This is a genomic window from Streptomyces sp. 35G-GA-8 (assembly GCF_023534745.1).
Taxonomy (GTDB): domain Bacteria; phylum Actinomycetota; class Actinomycetes; order Streptomycetales; family Streptomycetaceae; genus Streptomyces.
Map to the genome: position 1 here is coordinate 171,577 of NZ_JAMHJQ010000008.1, position 20,597 is coordinate 192,173.

19 protein-coding genes are annotated in these 20,597 nt (G+C 70.7%); 5 read left to right on the plus strand and 14 right to left on the minus strand.

What is annotated here, in order from left to right:
* Positions 1-515: 515 nt before the first annotated feature.
* The 6 genes from cobT to M1203_RS19785 all read right to left on the minus strand — a co-directional run bounded on the left by cobT (position 516) and on the right by M1203_RS19785 (position 9,032).
* Positions 516-3,818: a nicotinate-nucleotide--dimethylbenzimidazole phosphoribosyltransferase gene (gene cobT / locus M1203_RS19760; protein ID WP_249951074.1), complete on the minus strand. Its 3,303-nt coding sequence runs from the start codon at positions 3,816-3,818 to the stop codon at positions 516-518.
* 345 nt (positions 3,819-4,163) lie between these two features.
* Positions 4,164-5,384, minus strand: a complete 1,221-nt coding sequence (gene cbiE / locus M1203_RS19765; protein WP_249951075.1) for a precorrin-6y C5,15-methyltransferase (decarboxylating) subunit CbiE — start codon at positions 5,382-5,384, stop codon at positions 4,164-4,166.
* A 168-nt stretch (positions 5,385-5,552) separates the two neighbouring features.
* Positions 5,553-6,191 carry a GNAT family N-acetyltransferase gene (locus tag M1203_RS19770; protein ID WP_249951076.1) on the minus strand — a complete coding sequence of 213 codons (639 nt, stop codon included), beginning with the start codon at positions 6,189-6,191 and terminating at the stop codon, positions 5,553-5,555.
* Between the two features lie 147 nt (positions 6,192-6,338).
* Positions 6,339-7,199, minus strand: coding sequence for a MetQ/NlpA family ABC transporter substrate-binding protein (locus M1203_RS19775; protein ID WP_249951077.1), 861 nt, complete (start codon positions 7,197-7,199; stop codon positions 6,339-6,341).
* Positions 7,200-7,272: 73 nt separating this feature from the next.
* On the minus strand, positions 7,273-7,944 hold the full coding sequence (locus M1203_RS19780) for a methionine ABC transporter permease (RefSeq protein WP_249951078.1): 672 nt from the start codon (positions 7,942-7,944) through the stop codon (positions 7,273-7,275).
* The gene (locus tag M1203_RS19785) at positions 7,941-9,032 is read right to left on the minus strand and encodes a methionine ABC transporter ATP-binding protein (RefSeq protein WP_249951079.1); all 1,092 of its coding nucleotides are present in this window, start codon (positions 9,030-9,032) and stop codon (positions 7,941-7,943) included. The genes M1203_RS19780 and M1203_RS19785 overlap by 4 nt, the downstream gene beginning before the upstream one ends.
* 585 nt (positions 9,033-9,617) lie before the next feature.
* Here M1203_RS19785 and M1203_RS19790 point away from each other — a divergent pair.
* Together M1203_RS19790 and M1203_RS19795 are read left to right on the plus strand one after the other, a co-directional pair.
* On the plus strand, positions 9,618-9,977 hold the full coding sequence (locus tag M1203_RS19790; RefSeq protein ID WP_249951080.1) for a hypothetical protein: 360 nt from the start codon (positions 9,618-9,620) through the stop codon (positions 9,975-9,977).
* Between the two features lie 4 nt (positions 9,978-9,981).
* Complete coding sequence (locus M1203_RS19795) at positions 9,982-10,395, plus strand: hypothetical protein (protein WP_249951081.1); 414 nt, start codon at positions 9,982-9,984, stop codon at positions 10,393-10,395.
* 120 nt (positions 10,396-10,515) lie between these two features.
* On the opposite strand, the gene M1203_RS19800 is transcribed toward M1203_RS19795, so the two are convergent.
* The 3 genes from M1203_RS19800 to M1203_RS19810 form a co-directional block, all read right to left on the minus strand.
* Entirely contained in the window at positions 10,516-11,034 is a 519-nt protein-coding gene (locus M1203_RS19800; RefSeq protein ID WP_249951082.1) for a GNAT family N-acetyltransferase, read from the minus strand.
* Positions 11,035-11,071: 37 nt separating this feature from the next.
* The gene (locus M1203_RS19805; protein WP_249951083.1) at positions 11,072-11,686 is read right to left on the minus strand and encodes a sigma-70 family RNA polymerase sigma factor; all 615 of its coding nucleotides are present in this window, start codon (positions 11,684-11,686) and stop codon (positions 11,072-11,074) included.
* 74 nt (positions 11,687-11,760) lie between these two features.
* Positions 11,761-12,924, minus strand: coding sequence for a glycerophosphodiester phosphodiesterase (locus M1203_RS19810; protein WP_249951084.1), 1,164 nt, complete (start codon positions 12,922-12,924; stop codon positions 11,761-11,763).
* Positions 12,925-13,218: 294 nt separating this feature from the next.
* Here M1203_RS19810 and M1203_RS19815 point away from each other — a divergent pair, with 294 nt between their 5' ends.
* Positions 13,219-13,848: a 1-acyl-sn-glycerol-3-phosphate acyltransferase gene (locus tag M1203_RS19815; RefSeq protein ID WP_249951308.1), complete on the plus strand. Its 630-nt coding sequence runs from the start codon at positions 13,219-13,221 to the stop codon at positions 13,846-13,848.
* Positions 13,849-13,968: 120 nt separating this feature from the next.
* On the opposite strand, the gene M1203_RS19820 is transcribed toward M1203_RS19815, so the two are convergent.
* Together M1203_RS19820 and M1203_RS19825 are read right to left on the minus strand one after the other, a co-directional pair.
* Positions 13,969-15,510, minus strand: coding sequence for an MFS transporter (locus tag M1203_RS19820; protein ID WP_249951085.1), 1,542 nt, complete (start codon positions 15,508-15,510; stop codon positions 13,969-13,971).
* The gene (locus M1203_RS19825) at positions 15,507-16,055 is read right to left on the minus strand and encodes a TetR/AcrR family transcriptional regulator (RefSeq protein ID WP_249951086.1); all 549 of its coding nucleotides are present in this window, start codon (positions 16,053-16,055) and stop codon (positions 15,507-15,509) included. The genes M1203_RS19820 and M1203_RS19825 overlap by 4 nt, the downstream gene beginning before the upstream one ends.
* A gap of 106 nt (positions 16,056-16,161) precedes the next feature.
* Here M1203_RS19825 and M1203_RS19830 point away from each other — a divergent pair, with 106 nt between their 5' ends.
* The gene (locus tag M1203_RS19830; protein ID WP_249951087.1) at positions 16,162-16,695 is read left to right on the plus strand and encodes a hypothetical protein; all 534 of its coding nucleotides are present in this window, start codon (positions 16,162-16,164) and stop codon (positions 16,693-16,695) included.
* A 65-nt stretch (positions 16,696-16,760) separates the two neighbouring features.
* Here the strand turns inward: M1203_RS19830 and argH are convergent, their stop codons facing one another.
* From argH to M1203_RS19845, 3 genes are all read right to left on the minus strand, one after another.
* On the minus strand, positions 16,761-18,188 hold the full coding sequence (argH, locus tag M1203_RS19835) for an argininosuccinate lyase (protein WP_249951088.1): 1,428 nt from the start codon (positions 18,186-18,188) through the stop codon (positions 16,761-16,763).
* 83 nt (positions 18,189-18,271) lie between these two features.
* Positions 18,272-19,465: an argininosuccinate synthase gene (locus M1203_RS19840; RefSeq protein WP_249951089.1), complete on the minus strand. Its 1,194-nt coding sequence runs from the start codon at positions 19,463-19,465 to the stop codon at positions 18,272-18,274.
* A 62-nt stretch (positions 19,466-19,527) separates the two neighbouring features.
* Positions 19,528-19,926, minus strand: coding sequence for a DUF488 domain-containing protein (locus M1203_RS19845; protein ID WP_249951090.1), 399 nt, complete (start codon positions 19,924-19,926; stop codon positions 19,528-19,530).
* A gap of 83 nt (positions 19,927-20,009) precedes the next feature.
* Here M1203_RS19845 and M1203_RS19850 point away from each other — a divergent pair, with 83 nt between their 5' ends.
* A complete protein-coding gene (locus M1203_RS19850) occupies positions 20,010-20,591 on the plus strand; it encodes a pyridoxamine 5'-phosphate oxidase family protein (protein WP_249951091.1) in 582 nt (193 codons plus the stop codon).
* Positions 20,592-20,597: the final 6 nt, after the last annotated feature.

The following is a 20,597-nucleotide window of genomic DNA, read 5'->3' on the forward strand; positions in this document are numbered from 1 at the left end:
GGGCTCCTCGGGCGTGAAGGGGCTGGTGGGGTGCGGTGACCAGCTTACGGGCGGTGCGGTTCGCCTCCGGCGGTTCGCCGTCCGGCGGGGATGCGGGTGCGGTGCGTGGGTGGTGCCGGGGGCCGGGGCCTCCGGAGGTACATGTCCGGACGGCATGATTTACGGCGCGGTTCTGGCCTGTCGTTGGTTCGGGCGTCCGCGCGCCACAAATCACGCTTTAGTGTCCGGACACGCACCTCCTACGACCCCGACCCCCTCCCGCCCGTGGGCACACTCGGCCTCGCGGTCGGCCGGGCCAGTCGGTGACGGGTGGTGAAGGGGGGCGCGCAGGGGTCGTGTCCGGGACGTAGAGCGTGATTTGTGGCGCGCGAACGCCCGAACCAACGACAAGGCAGCTGCGCGCCGTAAATCATGCAGTCCCGGACGCGAGCCCGGAGCGACCACCGGCAACAACCCGCACCGCACCACCGGCCCCAGCCAAAACGGACCCGAGAACCCGGCCCCCCGCCGGACGGCTACTTCTCCGTGACCCCCGCCGAGTCGAACGTCGCCACCTCGTGCATCGCCCGCGCCGCGCTCTGGACCACCGGCAGCGCCAGCAGCGCGCCCGTGCCCTCGCCCAGGCGGAGGTCCAGGTCGACCAAGGGGCGCAGGCCGAGTTTGTTGAGCGCCGCGACATGGCCCGGCTCCGCGCTGCGGTGGCCCGCGATGCAGGCCGCCAGCGCCTCCGGGGCGATCGCCCGGGCGACCAGCGCCGCCGCGCCGGCGCTCACGCCGTCCAGGATGACCGGCGTACGCAACGACGCGCCGCCCAGCAGGAATCCGACCAGGGCCGCGTGCTCCAGGCCGCCGATCGAGGCGAGGACGCCGACCGGGTCGGACGGGTCGGGCTGGTGGAGGTCGAGACCTCGGCGGACGACGTCGACCTTGCGGGCGTGCATCTCGTCGTTGATGCCGGTTCCCCGTCCGGTGACCTCCGCCGGGTCCTGGCCGGTGTAGACGCAGATCAGCGCGGCCGAGACGGTCGTGTTGGCGATGCCCATCTCTCCGGTGAGCAGGGCCTTGTTGCCCGCGGCCACCAGATCGCGGGCCGTCTCGATGCCGACCTCGATCGCCGCGAGGACCTCCTCGCGGCTCAGCGCGGGCCCCGTCGTGAAGTCGGCCGTACCCGCGCGGACCTTGCGGGGCAGGAGGCCCGGTGTCGCCGTGAGTTCGCCCGCGACACCCACGTCGATGACGCAGACCTCCGCGCCCACCTGGTTCGCGAACGCGTTGCACACCGCGCCGCCGCCCAGGAAGTTGGCGACCATCTGGCCGGTGACCTCCTGCGGCCACGGGGTCACCCCCTGCGCGTGCACGCCGTGGTCGCCCGCGAAGATCGCGACGGCTGCCGGTTCCGGGATCGGCGGCGGGCAGAGCCGGGACAATCCGCTCAGCTGGGCGGAGATGATCTCCAGCATGCCGAGCGCGCCGGCGGGCTTCGTCATCCGCTTCTGCCGTTCCCACGCCTCGCCCAGCGCCTTGGCGTCCAGCGGGCGGATTCCGGCGATGGTCTCCTGGAGCAGATCGTGCGGCTCCTCGCCCGGGAGGGCTCGGCGGCCGTAGGTCTCCTCGTGGACGACCCAGGAGAGCGGCCGGCGCTTGGACCAGCCGGCCTGCATCAGCTCGGGCTCGACGGGGAACTCGTCGACGTATCCGACACAGAGATACGCCACGACTTCGAGATGCTCGGGCAGCCCCAGCGCGCGCACCATCTCGCGCTCGTCGAAGAAGCTGACCCAGCCGACGCCCAGGCCCTCCGCGCGGGCGGCGAGCCACAGGTTCTCCACGGCGAGTGCCGAGGAGTACGGGGCCATCTGCGGCTGGGTGTGCCTGCCGAGGGTGTGCCGGCCGCCGCGCGTGGGGTCCGCGGTGACGACGATGTTCACCGGGGTGTCGAGGATGGCCTCGATCTTCAGTTCCTTGAACTGCTTGGCCCGGCCCTTGGGCAGCGCCTTGGCGTACGCGTCACGCTGACGCTGTGCCAGTTCGTGCATGGACCGCCGGGTCTCGGCGGAGCGGATGACGACGAAGTCCCAGGGCTGGGAGTGGCCCACGCTGGGCGCGGTGTGGGCGGCTTCCAGGACGCGCAGCAGGACGTCGTGCGGGACGGGGTCGGAGCGGAAGCCGTTACGGATGTCCCGGCGTTCGCGCATCACACGGAGCACGGCGTCGCGTTCGGCGTCGTCGTAACCGGACGGGGCGGCCGTGCCTGCCTGCGCGACGGGTTCGGGCGCTGGCTCGGGCTCCGCCTGCGGCTCGGGCTCCGCTACGAGTACGGGTACGGGTACGGGTACGGCGGTGGGCTCCGGTGCGGCGGTGGACTCCGCGAGAGGTTCCGGCGTCGGTTCGGGCTCGGGGGCAGGGGCGGGCTCCGGCGCCGGTTCCGGGGCGGACTCCTGGACCGGTACGGGCGCGGGTTCCGGCTCCGGTGCGGGCTCCGGCTCCGGTGCGGATTCCGGCGCGGGCGCGGGTTGCGGTGCTTCGGCGGCGGTCTCCTGGACCGGCTCGGGTTCCGGCGCGGCTTCGGGCTCCGGGGCCGGTACGGGTGCGGGCTCCTCCGCCGGCTGCTCGACCTGCTCGGCGGCGGGAGCCGGTGCCTCGGGCGCTTCGGCCGGCTCGACCGCGGCGGCGGGGCTCTCAGGCTCGGGCTGCGGCTGCGGCTCCGGCTCCGGTTCGGGCTGCGGCGGTTGCTCCGCGGCGGGCGGTTCCGGGGCGGGCGGTTCGGGAAGCGGTTCCGGCTCGGCCGCGGCGGCCTCCGGCTCGGCCGGGACGGGTACCGGCACGGGCTCGGGCTGGGCCTGGGGCTCCGGGACGACCGTTTCCGCCGGCGCCACCGCCACGGCCACCGGCTCGACGGGCGGCGGCTCGGCCGACCACGGGGCGCCCGCCTGCGGCGGAATCTCGCTCAGCTGCGGCCCCGCCAGGACGGCGGACTCCTCACGCGGCACATCCAGATATTCCGGGCCCGTGGTGGCCGGTCCCTGGGCCTGGGCGCGTACCCGGACGGCCTGTGCCGGCGCCCCCGCGGGTCCTCGGTCGGCGAGCGAACGCACCACGCCGCCCGTCGGGTCGGGCACCGGCGGACCCATGTGCAGCGGGCGGCGCACCGGCGTCTGGACAGGGGCGGGCGCGGGCGCCGGGGCCCCGGCAGGCGCGGCGGCGGGCGCCGGGATGCGTACGCCGGTGAGATCGACCGAGCCGGTGTCCCGGCCACCGGCCTCGTGCGCACCCGGCTGGTGCGGGGTCTGGAGCGGCGCCGGCACGTCGGTCGGCTCTTCGGACACGGCCGGGGCCGCGGGCTCCACGGGGGCGGCCGGCTGCTCGAACCCGGCCTCCACGACCGGAGCCCGCTCCGGCTCGGCGGTGAATTCCGGCGGCTGGTACCCGTCCGGCGTCTCCGCCCGGACCTGTGCCACCGGCTCCTGGATCGGCGCCGGCTGTTCTATGGGCGGCATCTGCTGCTGGATCAGGGCCTGCTCGGGAACGGCGTATCCCTCGGGCGCGGCCGGGGCGTAGGTCTCCGGCGCGGCGGCGTAGCCGTCGGGCGCGGCATACCCCTCTGGCGTGGCATAGGCGACGGGTACCTCGGCGGGCACTACCTGGGGGTCGTTCCAGCCGCCCTGGGCGCTCGGCATGAGCAGAAGGTCTTCTTCCTCGGTGACGGGTGCGGAGGGGTCGAGGTAGGTGTACGCGCCGGGAGCGGGGATGCCCGGCTGCTCCACCATGCCTGCGTTCTCCGGCAGTCCCTCGACCGGGACCTGGCCGGTGTCAGTCATGTGCGTACCCCTCGCCCATTGGTTCTGCTCCTTCAGCCCTTCCGCCGGGGCGCCCGATCCGCGGCGCTTCCGGCGCCCGTCATGAACAACGAGCGTGGGCGCCGGGCGGCACGAAAGGCCCGCGTCGGCCCTGGTGTCCGGGCTCCCGCGGTCTTTCAGGGCCCTGGCGGTGGTATCCGCCACGGCCCGCTGTGGACTGCGCCACGTCGCGCGTCCCCCGGTTCTCGCCGTACCACATCAGGGCCCAAAACGGGCCCCTTTTCCGGACATTGACGAACGAAGTGACGAACGCCCGGCTGCTGTACAACGATCGGCCAGCCTACCTCGCGCGGCGCGGAAGCAGGGTCAGGGGCCGCTTTCCGGACGCTGTCCTGAGACGAGGAAGACGACGGAGCGTTCGCGCTCGGACCAGTCGCCGGTGTCGAGTCCGACGGACTGGAGCAGTGCGCACTCCACCTCATATCCGCCTGCCGCCAAGGCCGTTCCCACGGCTTCCGCCTCGTCCCGGGTCGCCGCGTGGGTGACGATGCGCTCGGGTCGGCGGTCGGCGCAGGCGGTGACCACATCGAGACCGCCGCCGCCGATCCGTACGACATCGGGCTCGGGCAGCCGCTCAAGTACGTGGGGCGCCCGCCCCTCGACGACCTGGAGCTGTACGCCGGCGCGGCGGGCGGCGGCGGCCGTGCTGGCGCAGGCTCCCGGCTCGGTGTCCACGGCGATGACGGCCGCGCCGAAGCGGGCCGCCTCGGCGGCGAGGGCTCCGCTGCCGCAGCCGATGTCCCAGACGAGGTCGCCGGTACGGGCACCGAGCCGGGCCAGCTGGGCGGCGCGCAGCCAGGTCGACTCGCCCTCGTCCAGCTCGACGCCGTACTCCTCGGTGGGCAGCGCCCAGCCGCGTTCGGCCGGCGGGTATCCGGGGTCGCGGCCGGCGATCCAGCCGCTGCCCGGGGAGGCGGTTGTGCCGACTCCGCCGATGACGATCACCACGTTCGGGTCGCGCCAGACATGGTCCGCGGCCTTGTCCGAGGTGAGGACGGTGACCTGTTCCCGCTCGGTGCCCAGTTCCTCGCAGATGACGAAGGTGCGGTGGATCCCGTCGAGGAGCAGCGCGAGTTCGGCGGGTCCGGCGCCCGGGGAGGTGAGGACGGCGACCTTGGTGTGCGCCCGGCAGACATTGACGGCGCGGCGCAGCGTGCGGCGGTGGGCGACGACGACCTGGGCGTCGTCCCAGGCCATTCCGGCCCGCGCGAAGGCGCCGGCCACGGCGGAGACCGCGGGGACGACCTCGACCTCCAGGCCGTGTTCCGGGGCGCGCAGGGTGCGTACGACGCCGAAGAAGCCGGGGTCGCCGTCGGCGAGGACCACGGCGCTGCCGCGGTGTCCGGCGATCCGGCGGGCCGCGAGGTCTATCGAGCCGAGGCGGATGCGCTCGGCGCCTGGCGGCACCTCGGGGAGCGCCAGATGGTGGGCGGCTCCGGCCACCAGAGTGGCCGCGGAGAGCGCGGACTTGGCCGCGGCGGTGAGGGGCGAGCCGTCCCAGCCGATCACCGTGACGCGGTCGGCCATCGTCGTCAGTCTCCGTAAGTCGTCTTGAGCGGGACAGAAGCGGGCAGGGTGGGGTCGCTGCCGGTGGTGGATCGCGGTCGTCGCACGGAGCACCGCCCGTACGGTCGTGAGCGCACGGTGAGAGTACCTGGCCGGGTCGGGAGGCGACCGGGCGGTGGGGGGTGAGCGTCAGTTCCAGTCGGTGAAGGACGCGTAGCCCGTCGCGTCCGCCATCTGTTCGGCGACGCCTTCGAGGTCCTCGGGCAGCAGGCTCCAGACGATCAGGTCGGTGCGGATGTCGGTCCAGCCCCCGTCCTCGGTCTGGGTGCGCGCTATCCAGGCGTTGCGCAGGACGCCCTCGCTGATACAGCCGATCTTCTGCGCGACCTGCTGGGAAGCGGTGTTGTCGGCGGGGGTGCGCACCTCGATGCGTTCGAACTTCTGGTCGCGGAAGAGCCACTGGGCGACCGCGAGCGCCGATTCGGTGGCGTATCCCTCACCGCGCGCCCAGGGTGCGGTCACATACGCGGCCTCGGTGGAGAGGGCGTGCCAGTTGGTTCTGCGCAGCCGCACGATGCCGACGAGCCGCTGGGTGAGGAACTCGGTGACGGCGAACGCGATCCCGCGCCCTTCCAGGCGTTCGGCGGGGGCGATTCTGCCGATCCACTCCTCGGCGTCTCTCCTCGTATACGGATGGGGGACGGAGGTCCAGGCCGTGACCAGCTCGTCATTCATCATCTCGATGTGCGCCGGGATGTCCGCCTGCTCGAAGGGGCGCAGCACCAACCGCTCCGTGCTGATGGAAACGTCCGGAAAGGTGGTAGTCATGCACAGCTCCATGCCTCAGTCCGTCGTAAATGCACAGCATGCAGCATCGGGTCTCGGATGCGCATGGCCGGGTCCGTACGGATGCGAGAGCCCCGTACACGACGGGCGTGTACGGGGCTCTCGCCGACAAGAACGTTACTGCGGTGACTACTTGGCCGCACCGAAAGCGGGCACGACCGAGCCCTCGTAGGTGTCCTCGATGTACTTCTTCACCTCGGGCGAGTTCAGGAGCTTCGCGAGCTTCTCCACCCGGGGGTCCTTCTCGGCGCCGCGCTTGACGGCGAGGAAGTTGGCGTACGGGTTGCCGTCGGCCTTCTCCAGGACCAGGGCGTCCTTGGCGGGCTTGAGGTCGGCCTCGATGGCGTAGTTGCCGTTGATGACGGCGGCGTCGACATCGTTCAGGGCACGGGGCAGCGTGGCGGCCTCCAGTTCCTTGAACTTCAGGCCCTTGGCGTCCTTGATGTCGGCGAGGTTGGCGTCGCTGCCCGCGTCGTCGTTGAGCGTGATCACGCCATTGTCCGCGAGCAGCTTGAGCGCGCGGCCCTCGTTGGTGGTGTCGTTGGGGATGGCGACGCTCTGGCCCGCCTTGAGCTCCTTGAGGTCCTTGACCTTCTTGGAGTAGAGGCCGAGCGGCTCCAGTTCGACATTGACGACGGGCACGATGTCGGTGCCCTTCTTCTTGTTGAAGTCGTCCAGATACGGCTTGTGCTGGAAGAAGTTGGCGTCGACCTCGCCGCTCTGGGTGGCGGTGTTCGGCAGGACGTAGTCCGTGAACTCCTTGACCTCCAGCTTGAGGCCTTCCTTGTCCGCCAGGTTCTCCCGGACGAAGTTCAGGATGTCGGCGTGCGGTGTCGGGGACGCGGCGACGACGAGCGGCTTGGAGGTGTCGGCGGAGGCTCCGTCGGCGGACGAGGAGCCCGGGTCGGAGGCGGTGCCGCAGGCGCTGAGGCCGAGGGTGAGGGCGGCGGTGGCGGCGGCTGCCGCGCTGAACTTGATGATGGTACGCACGAAAAGTGCCTCTTTCCGATGATGCAGGTGACGCGGCCCGGACAAGGAGTGCGGGCCGGAGGGTGAAATCCGGTCAGGTGGCGGTACGGCCTCGGCGGGCCAGCAGCCGTACGACCCCGTCGCCGAGCAGCTGGACCACGGTGACGATCGCGATCAGGACCACGACCGTGGCGATCATGAAGCCGTTCTCGAAGCGCTGGAATCCATAGGTGACGGCCTTGGATCCGAGCCCTTCGCCGCCGACCGCCCCGGCCATGGCCGAGTAGCCGACGAGCACGATGACCGTGGTGGTGACGGCGGACACCAGCGACGGCAGGGCCTGGGGCAGCAGCACCTTGCGGACGATGGTGGGGATCGAGCCGCCCATCGCCTGGACGGCCTCGACCAGTCCGTGGTCGACCTCGCGGATCGCCGTCTCGACGAGCCGCGCGAAGAACGGGATGGCGCCGACCGCCAGCGGCACGATCATCGCGGTGGGGCCGATGAAGGTGCCGACGATCAGCGTGGTGAACGGGATCAGCGCGATCAGCAGGATCATGAACGGCAGCGAGCGGCCGATGTTCACGATCACCCCGACGACCTTGTTGACCACGGTGTTCTGGAGCAGGCCGCCCTTGTCGGTGAGGACCAGCAGGACGCCGAGGGGCAGTCCGCCCGCGAGGGTGACGAGCGCGGACCACAGCACCATGTAGAGGGTGTCGATGGTCCCCTGGGACAGCAGTGGCTGCATCTGCGACCAGGTCACGTGGCATCTTCCTTCACAAGTGCGGCGCTCCGCGCGGGGACGGTGGCCACCGCGTCGGAGTCGGTGTCGGTGTCCGTGTCGTCCACGACCTCGGCCTGGAGCCCCTGCTCGCGCAGAAAGCCGATCGGTACGACGTTGTCCTCGTAGGCGCCGGGCAGTTCGATCCGCATCCGGCCGATCTGCCGGCCGCCGACGGTGTCCATCGCGGCACCCAGGATCGATATGTCGATGTTGTACGTCCGGGCGAGCTGGGAGATCACCGGCTGGGTCGCGGCGGCGCCGTGGAAGGTGACATCGAGGACCGTACGGCCGGGGCCGGAGGCCGTACCGCCCACCGGGAACAGCTCCTGCGCCAGCTGGGATCCGGGGGTGGCGAGCAGTTCGCCGACCGTGCCCGACTCGACGATCCGGCCCTCACGCATCAGCGCCGCCGAGTCACAGATCGTCTTCACGACCTCCATCTCGTGCGTGATGAGCAGCACCGTCAACCCGAGCCGCTGGTTGAGGTCGCGCAGCAGCTGGAGGATCGAGCGGGTGGTCTCCGGGTCCAGGGCGCTCGTCGCCTCGTCGGAGAGCAGGACCTTGGGGTTGCCCGTCAGCGCGCGGGCGATGCCCACGCGCTGCTTCTGGCCGCCGGAGAGCTGGGCCGGATACGCCTTGGCCTTGTCGGCGAGACCGACCAGCTCCAGCAGCTCCAGGGCGCGGCGCGTACGCTCCCGGCCCGCCACTCCCAGGATCTCCAGCGGCAGTTCGACATTGTCCCTGACCGTGCGGGAGGACAGCAGATTGAAGTGCTGGAAGACCATGCCGATCGAACTGCGCGCCCGGCGCAGCTCCTTGCCCGCCCGCCGGCCACGGCCCGCGAGCGCGGTGAGGTCCTGGCCGTCGACGATGACGGTGCCGGAGGTGGGGCGTTCGAGAAGGTTGACGCAGCGGATGAGCGAGGACTTCCCGGCGCCGCTCTGTCCCACGACCCCGAAGACCTCGCCCTCGCGGACATGCAGGTCGACGCCGTCGAGTGCGGTGACTTCGCGGCCGCGCGACTGGGCGGACCGGTAGATCTTCGTCAGGCCCGTAGTAGTGATCACAGGGGTTTCCGTCACTGTCGAGTGCGCGGCGAGGGGTCCGCCGGGCACGGGGCATTCGTCATTTCCGACATGGCACGCCGATGCGGTGGGTGACCGGGAGGCGGCACACGCGGGGCAGGCACGATGCGCCGGCCGGCCTTCGGGCCATGGCTCTCATGGCCTTCACGGATGCGGCGGGCACGGCTCGGCTGTCGGGTCTCGCTTCGGGGCGCGAGGCTCAGGCAGGGGCCCTCAGTTGGCGCACATTCGACACAGACAACGAGCACCGGGCGTGTGGTTCGCCTCGGTCGCGGGGACGCGGTAGCTCGTTGTGGTCATGCCGTAAGTAAAACAGACGTGAGTAAGGACGCCGATGAGTTGTCCGTATAGCGGACGGCGGGTAGGGGCCTTCCTCGGACCGTACGGGCACCCGCCATACCGGCCGTGACCTGCACAGATATCGCGAAGGGGGGAAGGGCGCCACCGGCCGGGGCCCGCTCGGGCGGTCGGGCGCTGTGGTCAAGGCCACGGTCCCGGAAGCTCGGCGGCGCCCGCCTCGCGGGGGTGCGCGCGGCGGGCTTTTCGCCCCGTAATACGCTCGGGGCCATGCTTGTCGCCCTGACGGTCGCGGTTTCCGTGGCCGCGCTCGCCCTCGCCGCCTGGTGCGGCTTCGCCGCCTACCGCGACCAGCCCACCAAGGACTGGCACTTCATCGGCATGGCCGTGGTGTCCGTGCTCGCGCTGGCGCAGCTGGTGGTGGGGATTGTGCGACTGGCGCGCGGCGAGCAGGCCGACGAGGGCTCGGTGATCTTCGTCTCGTATCTGCTGGGCGCGCTGTTCGCGGTGCCCGCCGCCGGGTTCCTGTCGCTGAGCGAGCGGACCCGCTGGGGTTCGGTCACGGTCGCCGCCGGAGCGGTCGTCCTGGCCGTGCTGGAAGTACGGCTCCATGACATCTGGGAAGGCTGACGACATGACCACCGAAGGCGCCGACGGGGCACCGGTCCGGCTGGTCCGGGGTCCCGGTCTGCTGCTGGTCTGGCTGTACGGTGTGATGTCCGTCGGCGCGGTCTCCCGGTCGGTCTACCAGATCGCCACGGAGTTCGACCGCGCGCCGCTGGCCTACGCGCTCTCCGCCGTCGCCGCCGTGGTCTACGCGTTCATCACCTACACGCTGGTGCGCGGCGGGGAGACGGCCCGGAAGGCCGCTCTGTTCTGCTGCGCCGCGGAGCTGGTGGGCGTACTGACCATCGGGACATGGACGCTGGCCGATCCGTCGGCCTTCCCGGACGCCACGGTCTGGTCGGACTACGGGATGGGCTATCTCTTCATTCCGGTGCTGCTGCCGGTCACCGGCATTCTCTGGCTGCGCACCGCGCGGCGGTAGGCGCCACCGCACGCCGTGCCCCGCACGGCCGCCCGTGCCGGGTGTTCGAGAAGCGGAACCCCCTCCGTACCCCTGAGGCCGTGCCCCTGGGGTCGTGCCGCCGGGGATTCCGCCCTCACGTCAGGCGCTGGCGACGTACGCTCCGACGGCCGCGGCCTCCTTCGAGGCTTCCTTCTCCAGGGTGATGAGTCTCAGTCGGGGGCCCGCCTGCTCCGTCGACACCGGGGCGTAGCCGCGGCTGCGGTAGAGCCGCAGATCGCCCTCGCCGCGATGGCCGGTGAAGAGCTGGAAGCGCTGGGCGGCCGGCTGTCCCGCGAAGTGCGTCTCGATGGCGTCGAGCAGCCGTCCGCCGAGGCCATGGCGCCGCATCCGGGGATGGACGATGAGCTTGGCTATCCGGGCGGTGCCCGTCGCGTCGATACTGCCGCGCACCGACGCCACCACTTCGTCGCCGAGCCTGGCCACCAGGCCATGGCCCTGGGCGAGTTCGGCCCTCAGGTCGTCGAGCGTCTGGGTCAGGGGCTCGATGGTGTAGTCGCCGTACAGCTCGGCCTCGTTCTGGTAGCACAGGTACTGAAGCTTCAGGATCTGTTCAGCGTCCTGCGCGCTCGCCGCTGAGATGGTCACGCTCATGCCCATGTGTGCATGCCTCCCGCTCACTTGGTCCGCCGGTGGTCTATCGCTCCTTTCCCCCGAGTTCAGGAGCCGGAACCTCGGCCGCCAGCATTCTGCGCAGGCATCCCAGGCATCTGGAACGTAACGGTCCCAAACTGCCCTGTGACATACCCAACTCCCCCGCGATCTCGCGGTAGGTGGGATCGTCCGGCGACAGCATCGCGGTCAGGACCAGCGGACAGCGGCCGGGGGTGCGGCCGACCGCCGCACGGAGCGTCCGCCTCCGGTCGGTGCGCAGCGCGGCGCGCTCGGGGTCTGACTCGGGCCCGGCGGCCGGTTCGTGGCCGTAGGGGAGTTCGCGGGCGGCGGTGCGCCGGGCGCGGCGGGCCTCGGCCCGTACGACATCCCGTACCCGGCGCGCGGTGTCACCCGGCCAGGGCTCGGCGGCCGGTTGTTCCAGCAGCCGTACCCAGGCGGCCTGTTCGAGATCTCCCGGCTCGGCCCCGGCCCCCGGCGCCTCCGCCGCCGCCTCCGCGCGCACCAGGGGAAGCAGGGCGTGGACGAGAGCCGACGACCGCGCGGACTCCGAGGGCCGGGCGGCCGCGGGCGGGCGGTGCGCCGCGGGCTGGGGTGGTCGGGAAGCGGGGAGGGGCCGGGTGGGCCGGACTGAGGTCATGCCCGCCGTGACGTCCGTGCGACGACGGGCGGTTGCTCCCCGGCCGGGCGGTCACCCGACCGGGGCACGCGTGATCAGCGGCTGACGAAGTCCGCCCGCGCCAGCAGACCGGTGTCCGGGTTGTCGGTGAAGATGCCGTCGATGCCCGTCGCGAAGTACGCCTGGAAGGCGCCGAAGGCGTCGCCGTACGCGTTCGGGTCCGTGCCCCGGCGGAAGTCGGCGGGGAGGAAGGAGTTCTCGTTGCGCATCGTGTACGGGTGGAGGATCAGCCCCTTCGCGTGCGCGTCCCGTACCAGCGTGGTGGGCTTGCCCAGCTTGCCCGTGGCGTCCTTCGGGATGATCAGGTCGAGCGTCGGGCCGATGCCCTGCGCGTAGGACGCGATCCACTTCAGGCCCTCGGGCTTGATGAGGTCGTCAACCTTGCGCGGGTCGCCCGCCACCTCGAAGTCCCACGGGCGGGTGCCGGCGCCGGAGAGCAGGACGACGCGCGGCGAGGAGACCAGCTTGGCCAGTCGCTGGATGCTGCTCGGCTCGAAGGACTGGAGGAAGATCGCGGAGTCCTTGCGGTCGCGTCCGTAGCGGCGCAGCAGCTTCGCCAGGGGCTCCTCCAGGCCGAGGCCAAGACCGCGGAAGTAGGTGGGGTGCTTGGTCTCGGTGTACAGCCAGATCTTGCGGCCGAGACGGCGGCCCTGCTCGTCCGCCCAGCGCAGGACCTCTTCGAAGGTGGGGATCTCCCAGCGGCCGTCGTAGAGGGTGTTGTGCTGCCGGACGCCCGGGATGCGCTCCTTGGCGCGCAGCGTCTTCAGCTCGGCGAGCGTGAAGTCCTCGGTGAACCAGCCGGTGAGGCTGACGCCGTCGACGCTCTTGGTGGTCTTGCGGCCCGCGAACTCCGGGTGGTCCGCGACATCGGTGGTGCCCGTGATGTCGTTCTCGTGACGGCACACCAGATGGCCGTCCTTGGTGGGCACCAGGTCCTGCTCGATCACATGCGCGCCGAGGTCGAGGGCGAGCTGGTATGAGCCGAGAGTGTGCTCGGGGCGGTAGCCGCTGCCGCCGCGGTGGCCGACGATCGTGGGTACGGGCAGCGCCGGCTTCGCCGGTCCGTGGCCGCCCCGCCCGGTCTCGACGGCGCGCTCGGCCGCCTGCGCCGAGGCGGGCAGCGCCACGGCCGCCGAGCCGAGCACCGCCGCTCCCAGTACGGTCCGCCGTCCGGGCGTATTACGCGCACCCTGTGTCATGAACACTCCTCGAATGTGATGTCCCGCACCTGTCAACGACTGCCAAACGAGGGCCGAGCGTAGGCCGCTTCGTCTTCCGTACGGGAGACCCTGGGCGAACGTGGCAGAAACTCACGTCAACAGCGCGTATCCGGTCGATGAACCCGATGTGCGCTCGTGTGGAGTTGCGAGTACCGTCCTCACCTGCAGAGTTTTAGAGGCACGGCCTCCAGGTCGGCCGTCCAACGACTTCGCACGAGACCGGAGGACCCGTTGTCCCGCTTCGCGCTCATCAAGGCAGCGCTCGGACCGATCATGCGCCTGATGTTCCGCACCCGTGTGGAAGGCGCCGAGAACATTCCGGGGAGCGGGCCGGTGATCCTCGCCGGCAACCATCTCACCTTCATCGACTCGATGATCCTGCCGCTGGTCTGTGACCGTCAGGTCTTCTTCATCGGCAAGGACGAGTACGTCACCGGCAAGGGCCTCAAGGGCAGGCTGATGGCCTGGTTCTTCACCGGCGTGGGCATGATCCCGGTGGACCGCGACGGCGGCCGGGGCGGGGTCGCGGCGCTGATGACGGGCCGTCGGATCCTTGAGCAGGGCAATATCTTCGGTATCTATCCGGAGGGCACCCGCTCCCCCGACGGGCGGCTGTACCGCGGCCGTACGGGCATCGCGCGGCTGACGCTGATGACGGGCGCCCCGGTGGTGCCGTTCGCGATGATCGGTACGGACAAGCTCCAGCCGAACGGCTCGGGCATGCCCCGGACCGGCAAGGTGACCGTGCGCTTCGGCAAGCCCATGGAGTTCTCGCGGTACGAGGGCATGGACCGCGACCGCTATGTGCTGCGGGCGGTGACGGACTCGGTGATGACCGAGGTCATGGAGCTGTCCGGGCAGGAGTACGTGGACATGTACGCCACGAAGGCGAAGGCGGCGTAACCCGTCGGGGTGGCGTGGCGGGGAGCTCTCCCGCCACGCCCGACACGCCGTCAGCGCCACCCCGCCGACAGCGCCACGCCGCCGTCGGTGCCCGACGCGCCGTAGATGCCCGACGCGCCCTCAGTGCTCCACGCCCTCCTCCAGCTTCTGGCCGCGCAGCAGGAACCAGGCCGCCACCGATGTGGCCAGCAGCACCACGGCGCCCACCCCGGCGGCGACGCGCAGACCGTCCACGAACGCCTCCTGCGCCGCCGCCACCAGAGCGGCCCCGGAGTGCCCGGTGAGCCCGGCGGCGGCCTCCACCGCGCCGCCCAGGGATTCGTGCGCGGCCGAGGCCGTGTCGGCCGGAACACCCGACGGGGTGGGGAAGCCCCGGTAGACGCCGGTGACGATCGAGCCGAGCAGCGCGATCCCGAGCGCCGCGCCCAGTTCGTACGCCGTCTCCGACACCGCGGAGGCGGAACCGGCGTGTTCCTTGGGGACGCTGGAGAGAATCACATCCGCGGTGACGGTGAAGGAGAAGCCCGCGCCGACGCCGACGATCAGCAGCACGGCGCCGAGGAGCGGATAGCCGGTGGACTGGTCGATCGTGACCAGCGCCGCGAGGGACAGACCGATCGCCGCGAGCCCTCCGGTCACCACCGACCGCACGGAGTAACGGCGTGCGACGGTCCCCGCGAGGAGTCCCGCCGCCACCGCGCCGACGGCGGCGGGCAGTTCGGCCAGCCCCGCTTCCAGCGGCCGGCGGCCCTGCACCAGCTGCAGATACTGCGACAGGAAGAAGACCAGCCCGGAGAGGCCGAGGATGGTCAGCAGGTCGGCCAGTACCGCGCCGGAGAAGCCCCGGTGGTGGAAGAGCCGTATGTCCAGCAGCGGAGCGGGCAGGGTGAGCTGGCGCCGTACGAACCAGTAGAGCGCGCCCACGCCCAGCAGGCCCACGACGACGGCGTTCCATCCGAGGCCGTGCGTGGCTCCTTCCTTGATCGCGTAGACGACGCCCACGATGCCGACCAGCGAGAGCAGCACGCTGATCAGGTCCCAGGGGCCCGGCGCGGGGTTCTTCGACTCGGGCAGTGTCCTGATGCCGACGATCACCAGGATGGCCATCACGGGCAGATTGATCAGGAAGACCGAGCCCCACCAGAAGTGCTCGAGCAGGAAGCCGCCGACGACCGGACCGACCGCCGCGCCCGCGGAGGCCATCGCGCCCCAGATGCCGATGGCGAGGCTGCGCTCCTTGGGGTCGTGGAAGAGATTGCGGATCAGGGCGAGGGTGGCGGGCATCAGCGTCGCGCCGGCGACACCCAGCAGCGCCCTGGCCACGATCATCATTTCCGGGGTGGTGGCGTAGGCGTTGAGCACGGAGAGCCCGCCGAAGGCGACCGCACCCGTCAGCAGCAGCTTCTTGCGGCCGATCCGGTCGCCGAGGCTGCCCATGGAGACCAGCAGACCGGCGATGACGAAGGAGTAGATGTCGCCGATCCAGAGGAGCTGGGTGCCGGTCGGCTTGAGATCTTCGCTGAGGAACGGTGTGGCGAGGCCCAGTACGGTGGCGTCGACGGCCACCAGCAGCACGGCCAGGACGAGTACGGCGAGTGCGATCCAGCGCCCGGGACGGGGCGTCCGTTCGCTCTCCGTCATGGTGAGATGGCTGCTGGTCATGGTGTCACGCTCCGTCGTGCTCCGCCGAGCAGCAGCTCGGCGATCATGTGCTGGAAGTCCTTGGGCGCGGCGCGACCGTCCTGGACGGTCCAGGCGCCGGCGCTGATCAGTCCGTAGAGGGCGTCCGTCAGCCAGGCGTGGCTGAGGTCGATCCGGAACACGCCCTCCTCCTGTCCGCGCCGGAAGAGCGCGGAGACCCTGGCATCGGTGCGGCTCCAGCCGTCGTAGACATCGCCTTCGAAGAGCTGGTTCTCGGTGAGGAGGAAGGCGAGCAGCCCGGCGGAGGGCTCGACGCACGCGATGAGCCGCCGCAGCGCCTCGTCCGCCGGGCCCTCGTCGAGCCGGGCCTCGTCGAGGGCCGTCCCCATCTCCTTGAGACCCAGCTTCTCCAGCGCCTTGATCAGCGCGTCCCGCCCGGCGAAATGCCGGTGCAGCGTCGCTCGCCCTATCCCCGCGGACCGGGCGACCTCGTCCATGGTGGCGGTTGCCCGGCGGGTGAGAAGGGCGGCGGCGGTGCGCAGCACCTGTTCACGATCGACCGTCATGAGACGACCATAACCCACATGAGACACGAATGTCTCATTCAATACAACGCTGAACCACTACCCAGAAGGAACGAACCCGCGTATGAAGTCGCATATGGACTCGCGTATGAGCTCGCGCACGGACTCGCGTACGAAGCCACTGCTGCTGATCGATGTCGACGGTCCGCTGAACCCGTATCTCGCCCTCGCGACCGAGGGGGCGCCGGAGGGATACGTCAGACACTGGATGCGGCCCTCCGGCTGGCCCGCGGATCAGCCGCTGCCCGTGCTGCTCAACCCGGAGCACGGGGTGGAGCTGCTGGCGCTCGCCGACCGGTACGAGCTGGTCTGGGCCACCACATGGGAGGACGACGCCAATGAGTGGATCGGGCCGGTCCTCGGGCTGCCGGAGCTGCCGTACATCGAGTGGTCCGGCAGGGAGCGGGCGGCGCCTCGCGGGACGTTCTGGAAGACGCCGTACGTACTGGAGTACGCGGCCGGACGGCCCTTCGCCTGGGTCGACGACGAGATCACCTCGTACGACCGCGAGTGGACCGAGCAACGCCACCTCGCCGCCGCCCTGTTGATGTGCGTCGATCCCGGGATCGGGCTGATCCGTCCGGACTTCGACGCGCTCGCACGGTGGGCGGCGGCGCTGTAGGAGCCACCCCCGGGGGCTCCGGGGGAACCGGTTGCTTCCCGGCGATGGTCACTTCTTGGCTTCGGTTATTTCTTGGCGTCGGCCCAGGCGTGCTGTATCACCAGATCGGCCTTGACCTCGGAGAGCTGGACGGCGACGGCCGACGGGGCCGTTCCGCCCCGGCCGTCGCGGGAGGCCAGCGAGCCCGGCACATTGAGCACGGTCCGCACCTCGGGGGTGAGATGCTCGGAGATCTTGGCGAACTGCTCGTCCGTCAGGTCGGCCAGCTCGATACCGAGCGTCTCGCACTCCTTGACGCACTCCCCCGCGACCTCGTGTGCCACCCGGAACGGCACGCCCTGCCTGACCAGCCACTCGGCGATGTCCGTGGCGAGCGAGAAGCCGGCCGGTGCCAGCTCCGCCATCCGCTCCCGGTTGACGGTGAGCGTCGCCATCATGCCCGTGAAGGCCGGCAGCAGGATCTCCAGCTGGTCGCAGGAGTCGAAGACCGGCTCCTTGTCCTCCTGGAGATCGCGGTTGTACGCGAGCGGCAGCGCCTTCAGCGTGGCCAGCAGCCCGGTCAGATTGCCGATCAGCCGGCCGGACTTGCCACGCGCCAGCTCGGCGATGTCCGGGTTCTTCTTCTGCGGCATGATCGAGGAGCCGGTGGAGAAGGCGTCATGGAGGGTGACGAAGGAGAACTCCTTCGTGTTCCAGAGAATGATCTCCTCCGCGATGCGCGACAGATTGACGCCGATCATCGCGGTGACGAACGCGAACTCGGCGACGAAGTCGCGGGAGGCCGTGCCGTCGATCGAGTTCCCGACCGAGCCGCGCTCGAAGCCGAGGTCGGCGGCGACCGCCTCCGGGTCGAGCCCGAGCGAGGACCCGGCCAGCGCGCCGGAGCCGTACGGGGAGACCGCCGTGCGCTTGTCCCACTGCCGCAGCCGCTCCGCGTCCCGGGACAGCGACTGCGCGTGCGCCAGCACATGGTGGGCGAAGAGGACGGGCTGGGCGTGCTGGAGGTGCGTACGGCCGGGCATCGCGACATCGGGGTGCGCCTCGGCGAGCCCGACCAGCGCGTCCTGGAGGTCCGCGATCAGTGCGCCGATGATCCGGGCGTGGTCACGGAGGTACATGCGGAAGAGCGTGGCGATCTGGTCGTTGCGGGACCGTCCGGCGCGCAGCTTGCCGCCGAGATCGGCGCCGAGCCGCTCCAGCAGGCCGCGCTCCAGCGCGGTGTGGACGTCCTCGTCGGCGACCGTGCCGGTGAACGAGCCGTCGGCGACATCGGCCTCCAGCCGGTCGAGCCCGGCCAGCATGCGGGTCAGCTCATCGGCGGTGAGCAGCCCGGCCTTGTGCAGCACACGGGCGTGGGCGCGGGAGCCGGCGATGTCGTACGGCGCGAGCCGCCAGTCGAAGTGGACGGACGCGGACAGGGCCGCCAGCGCCTCCGCCGGACCGTCGGCGAACCGGCCGCCCCAGAGCCGGACATCACCGTTGCTGCTGCTCACTGCTGCTCCTCAGAAGGGATCGGAAAGTGCGACCGCCTCCCCGCCGCGGAGGAACGGGGAGGCGGACTGTCAAACGGTTCGGATCAGGCGAGGTCACGCCGTGCGGCGATCTTCGACGAAAGACCGAAGATCTCGATGAAGCCCTGCGCCTTGGACTGGTCGAACGTGTCGCCCGAGTCGTACGTGGCGAGATTGAAGTCGTACAGCGACTCGTCCGACTTCCGGCCGGTGACGACGGCCCGGCCGCCGTGCAGGGTCATCCGGATGTCGCCGGTCACATGCTGGTTGGCCTCGTTGATGAAGCCGTCCAGGGCGCGCTTGAGCGGGGAGAACCACAGGCCGTCGTAGACGATCTCGCCCCAGCGCTGCTCGACCTGCCGCTTGTAGCGGGCCAGCTCGCGCTCGACGGTGACGTTCTCCAGCTCCTGGTGGGCGGTGATCAGCGCGATGGCGCCGGGGGCCTCGTAGATCTCCCGGGACTTGATGCCGACGAGCCGGTCCTCGACCATGTCGATCCGGCCGATGCCCTGGGCGCCGGCCCGCTCGTTGAGCTGCTGGATCGCCTGGAGGACGGTGACGGGCTTGCCGTCGATGGCGACGGGCACGCCCTCCTTGAAGGAGATGATGACCTCGTCGGCCTCGCGGGGCGTGGCCGGGTTGGAGGTGTACTCGTACACGTCCTCGATCGGACCGTTCCAGATGTCCTCCAGGAAGCCCGTCTCGACGGCCCGCCCGAAGACGTTCTGGTCGATGGAGTACGGGGACTTCTTGGTGGTCGCGATCGGGAGGTTCTTCTCCTCGCAGAAGGCGATCGCCTTGTCACGGGTCATCGCGTAGTCGCGGACCGGGGCGATGCACTTCAGGTCCGGGCCGAGTGCGGTGATACCGGCCTCGAATCGCACCTGGTCGTTGCCCTTGCCGGTGCAGCCGTGGGCGACGGTGCCGGCGTTGTGCTTCTTCGCGGCGGCGACGAGGTGCTTGACGATCGTCGGCCGGGAGAGTGCGGAGACCAGCGGGTAGCGGTCCATGTAGAGGGCGTTGGCCTTGATCGCCGGGAGGCAGTACTCCTCGGCGAACTCGTCCTTCGCGTCCGCGACCTCGGCTTCGACGGCACCGCAGGCGAGCGCGCGCTTGCGGATGACGTCCAGGTCCTCGCCACCCTGGCCGACGTCCACGGCGACGGCGATGACCTCGGCGCCCGTCTCCTCGGCGATCCAGCCGATGGCGACGGAGGTGTCCAGGCCGCCCGAGTAGGCGAGTACGACGCGCTCGGTCACGGGTTTCTCCTTACGGTGCATTCACTGACAGGTATAACTATGCGATGCACCGTATTGTTTTGTCAACGCGCTTCCCCGCGGACCGCCGCGGCGAGCAATGTGGCATGGCTGTACCGGATGTCCTTGGTGGCCGTGAGCAGGGTGAGCGTGTCCTCGGCGGCCAGTTCGCGCAGCCGGCCGAGCGCCTGCTCAGGGCCCGGTCCGGCGAGTTCGGCGGCATACAGGTCGGCGAATTCCGCGAACCGCGCCGGATCATGTCCGTACCACTTCCGCAGCTCCGCCGAGGGCGCGGCGTCCTTCAGCCACTCGTCCAGCGCGGCCTCGCCCTTGGCCAGACCACGCGGCCAGAGCCGGTCCACCAGGACCCGGGTCCCGTCGTCGGGCTCCGGCGCCTCGTACACCCGGCGCACCCGCACCTCGTGTCCCCCGGTGCCGTCCTTCGTCCTCCGTGCCTTCGTCATCGCTCCATCGTGCGGCCCGACGGGCCGTCCCACCCGTTGGAATCGGCCTTCCGTCCAGGCTCCCGGCGCCGATAATCCAGAACATGGGCAAGCGTTACGAACGGATCGACGGCCGGATAAGAACCTTCATCGAGGAACAGCCCGTCTTCTTCACCGCCACCGCGCCACTGGCGGACGACGGTCATGTCAATCTCTCGCCCAAGGGGCGGGCCGGGACCCTCGTCGTGATCGACGAGCTGACCCTCGCCTATCTGGACTTCGGCGGCAGTGGCGCCGAGACCATCGCGCATCTGCGGGAGAACGGCCGCATCACGCTGATGTGGTGCGCGTTCACCGGACCGCCCAAGGTGCTGCGGGTGCACGGACAGGGCGAACCGGTCTTCCGGGACGACCCGCGCTGGGGCGAGTACATCGGCCTCTTCGGAGACGCGGACGGGCCCGGCGCCCGCGCGATCATCGTGATCCACGCCGAGCGCGTCAGTGACGCCTGCGGTTTCGCCGTCCCCTTCATGGACTACCGGGAGGAGCGCACCCAGCACGCCGAGCACTTCGGCCGGAAGTCGGACGAGGAGTTCGCCGCGTACTGCGCGAAGAAGGACCATGTCGGGGTGAGCCTGGACGGGCTGCCGGCGCTGCCGCTGCCGCTCCCGGCGCGCGCGGACTGACGGAAC

What these genes read in the sequence shown, in the direction of transcription:
- cobT (WP_249951074.1), bottom strand. Translation starts at nt 3,818, where the DNA reads ATGACTGACACCGGCCAGGTCCCGGTCGAGGGACTGCCGGAGAACGCA.
- cbiE (WP_249951075.1), bottom strand. Translation starts at nt 5,384, where the DNA reads ATGGCCGACCGCGTCACGGTGATCGGCTGGGACGGCTCGCCCCTCACC.
- M1203_RS19770 (WP_249951076.1), bottom strand. Translation starts at nt 6,191, where the DNA reads ATGACTACCACCTTTCCGGACGTTTCCATCAGCACGGAGCGGTTGGTG.
- M1203_RS19790 (WP_249951080.1), top strand. Translation starts at nt 9,618, where the DNA reads ATGCTTGTCGCCCTGACGGTCGCGGTTTCCGTGGCCGCGCTCGCCCTC.
- M1203_RS19795 (WP_249951081.1), top strand. Translation starts at nt 9,982, where the DNA reads ATGACCACCGAAGGCGCCGACGGGGCACCGGTCCGGCTGGTCCGGGGT.
- M1203_RS19800 (WP_249951082.1), bottom strand. Translation starts at nt 11,034, where the DNA reads ATGGGCATGAGCGTGACCATCTCAGCGGCGAGCGCGCAGGACGCTGAA.
- M1203_RS19805 (WP_249951083.1), bottom strand. Translation starts at nt 11,686, where the DNA reads ATGACCTCAGTCCGGCCCACCCGGCCCCTCCCCGCTTCCCGACCACCC.
- M1203_RS19810 (WP_249951084.1), bottom strand. Translation starts at nt 12,924, where the DNA reads ATGACACAGGGTGCGCGTAATACGCCCGGACGGCGGACCGTACTGGGA.
- M1203_RS19815 (WP_249951308.1), top strand. Translation starts at nt 13,219, where the DNA reads ATGCGCCTGATGTTCCGCACCCGTGTGGAAGGCGCCGAGAACATTCCG.
- M1203_RS19820 (WP_249951085.1), bottom strand. Translation starts at nt 15,510, where the DNA reads ATGACCAGCAGCCATCTCACCATGACGGAGAGCGAACGGACGCCCCGT.
- M1203_RS19825 (WP_249951086.1), bottom strand. Translation starts at nt 16,055, where the DNA reads ATGACGGTCGATCGTGAACAGGTGCTGCGCACCGCCGCCGCCCTTCTC.
- M1203_RS19830 (WP_249951087.1), top strand. Translation starts at nt 16,162, where the DNA reads ATGAGCTCGCGCACGGACTCGCGTACGAAGCCACTGCTGCTGATCGAT.
- M1203_RS19845 (WP_249951090.1), bottom strand. Translation starts at nt 19,926, where the DNA reads ATGACGAAGGCACGGAGGACGAAGGACGGCACCGGGGGACACGAGGTG.
- M1203_RS19850 (WP_249951091.1), top strand. Translation starts at nt 20,010, where the DNA reads ATGGGCAAGCGTTACGAACGGATCGACGGCCGGATAAGAACCTTCATC.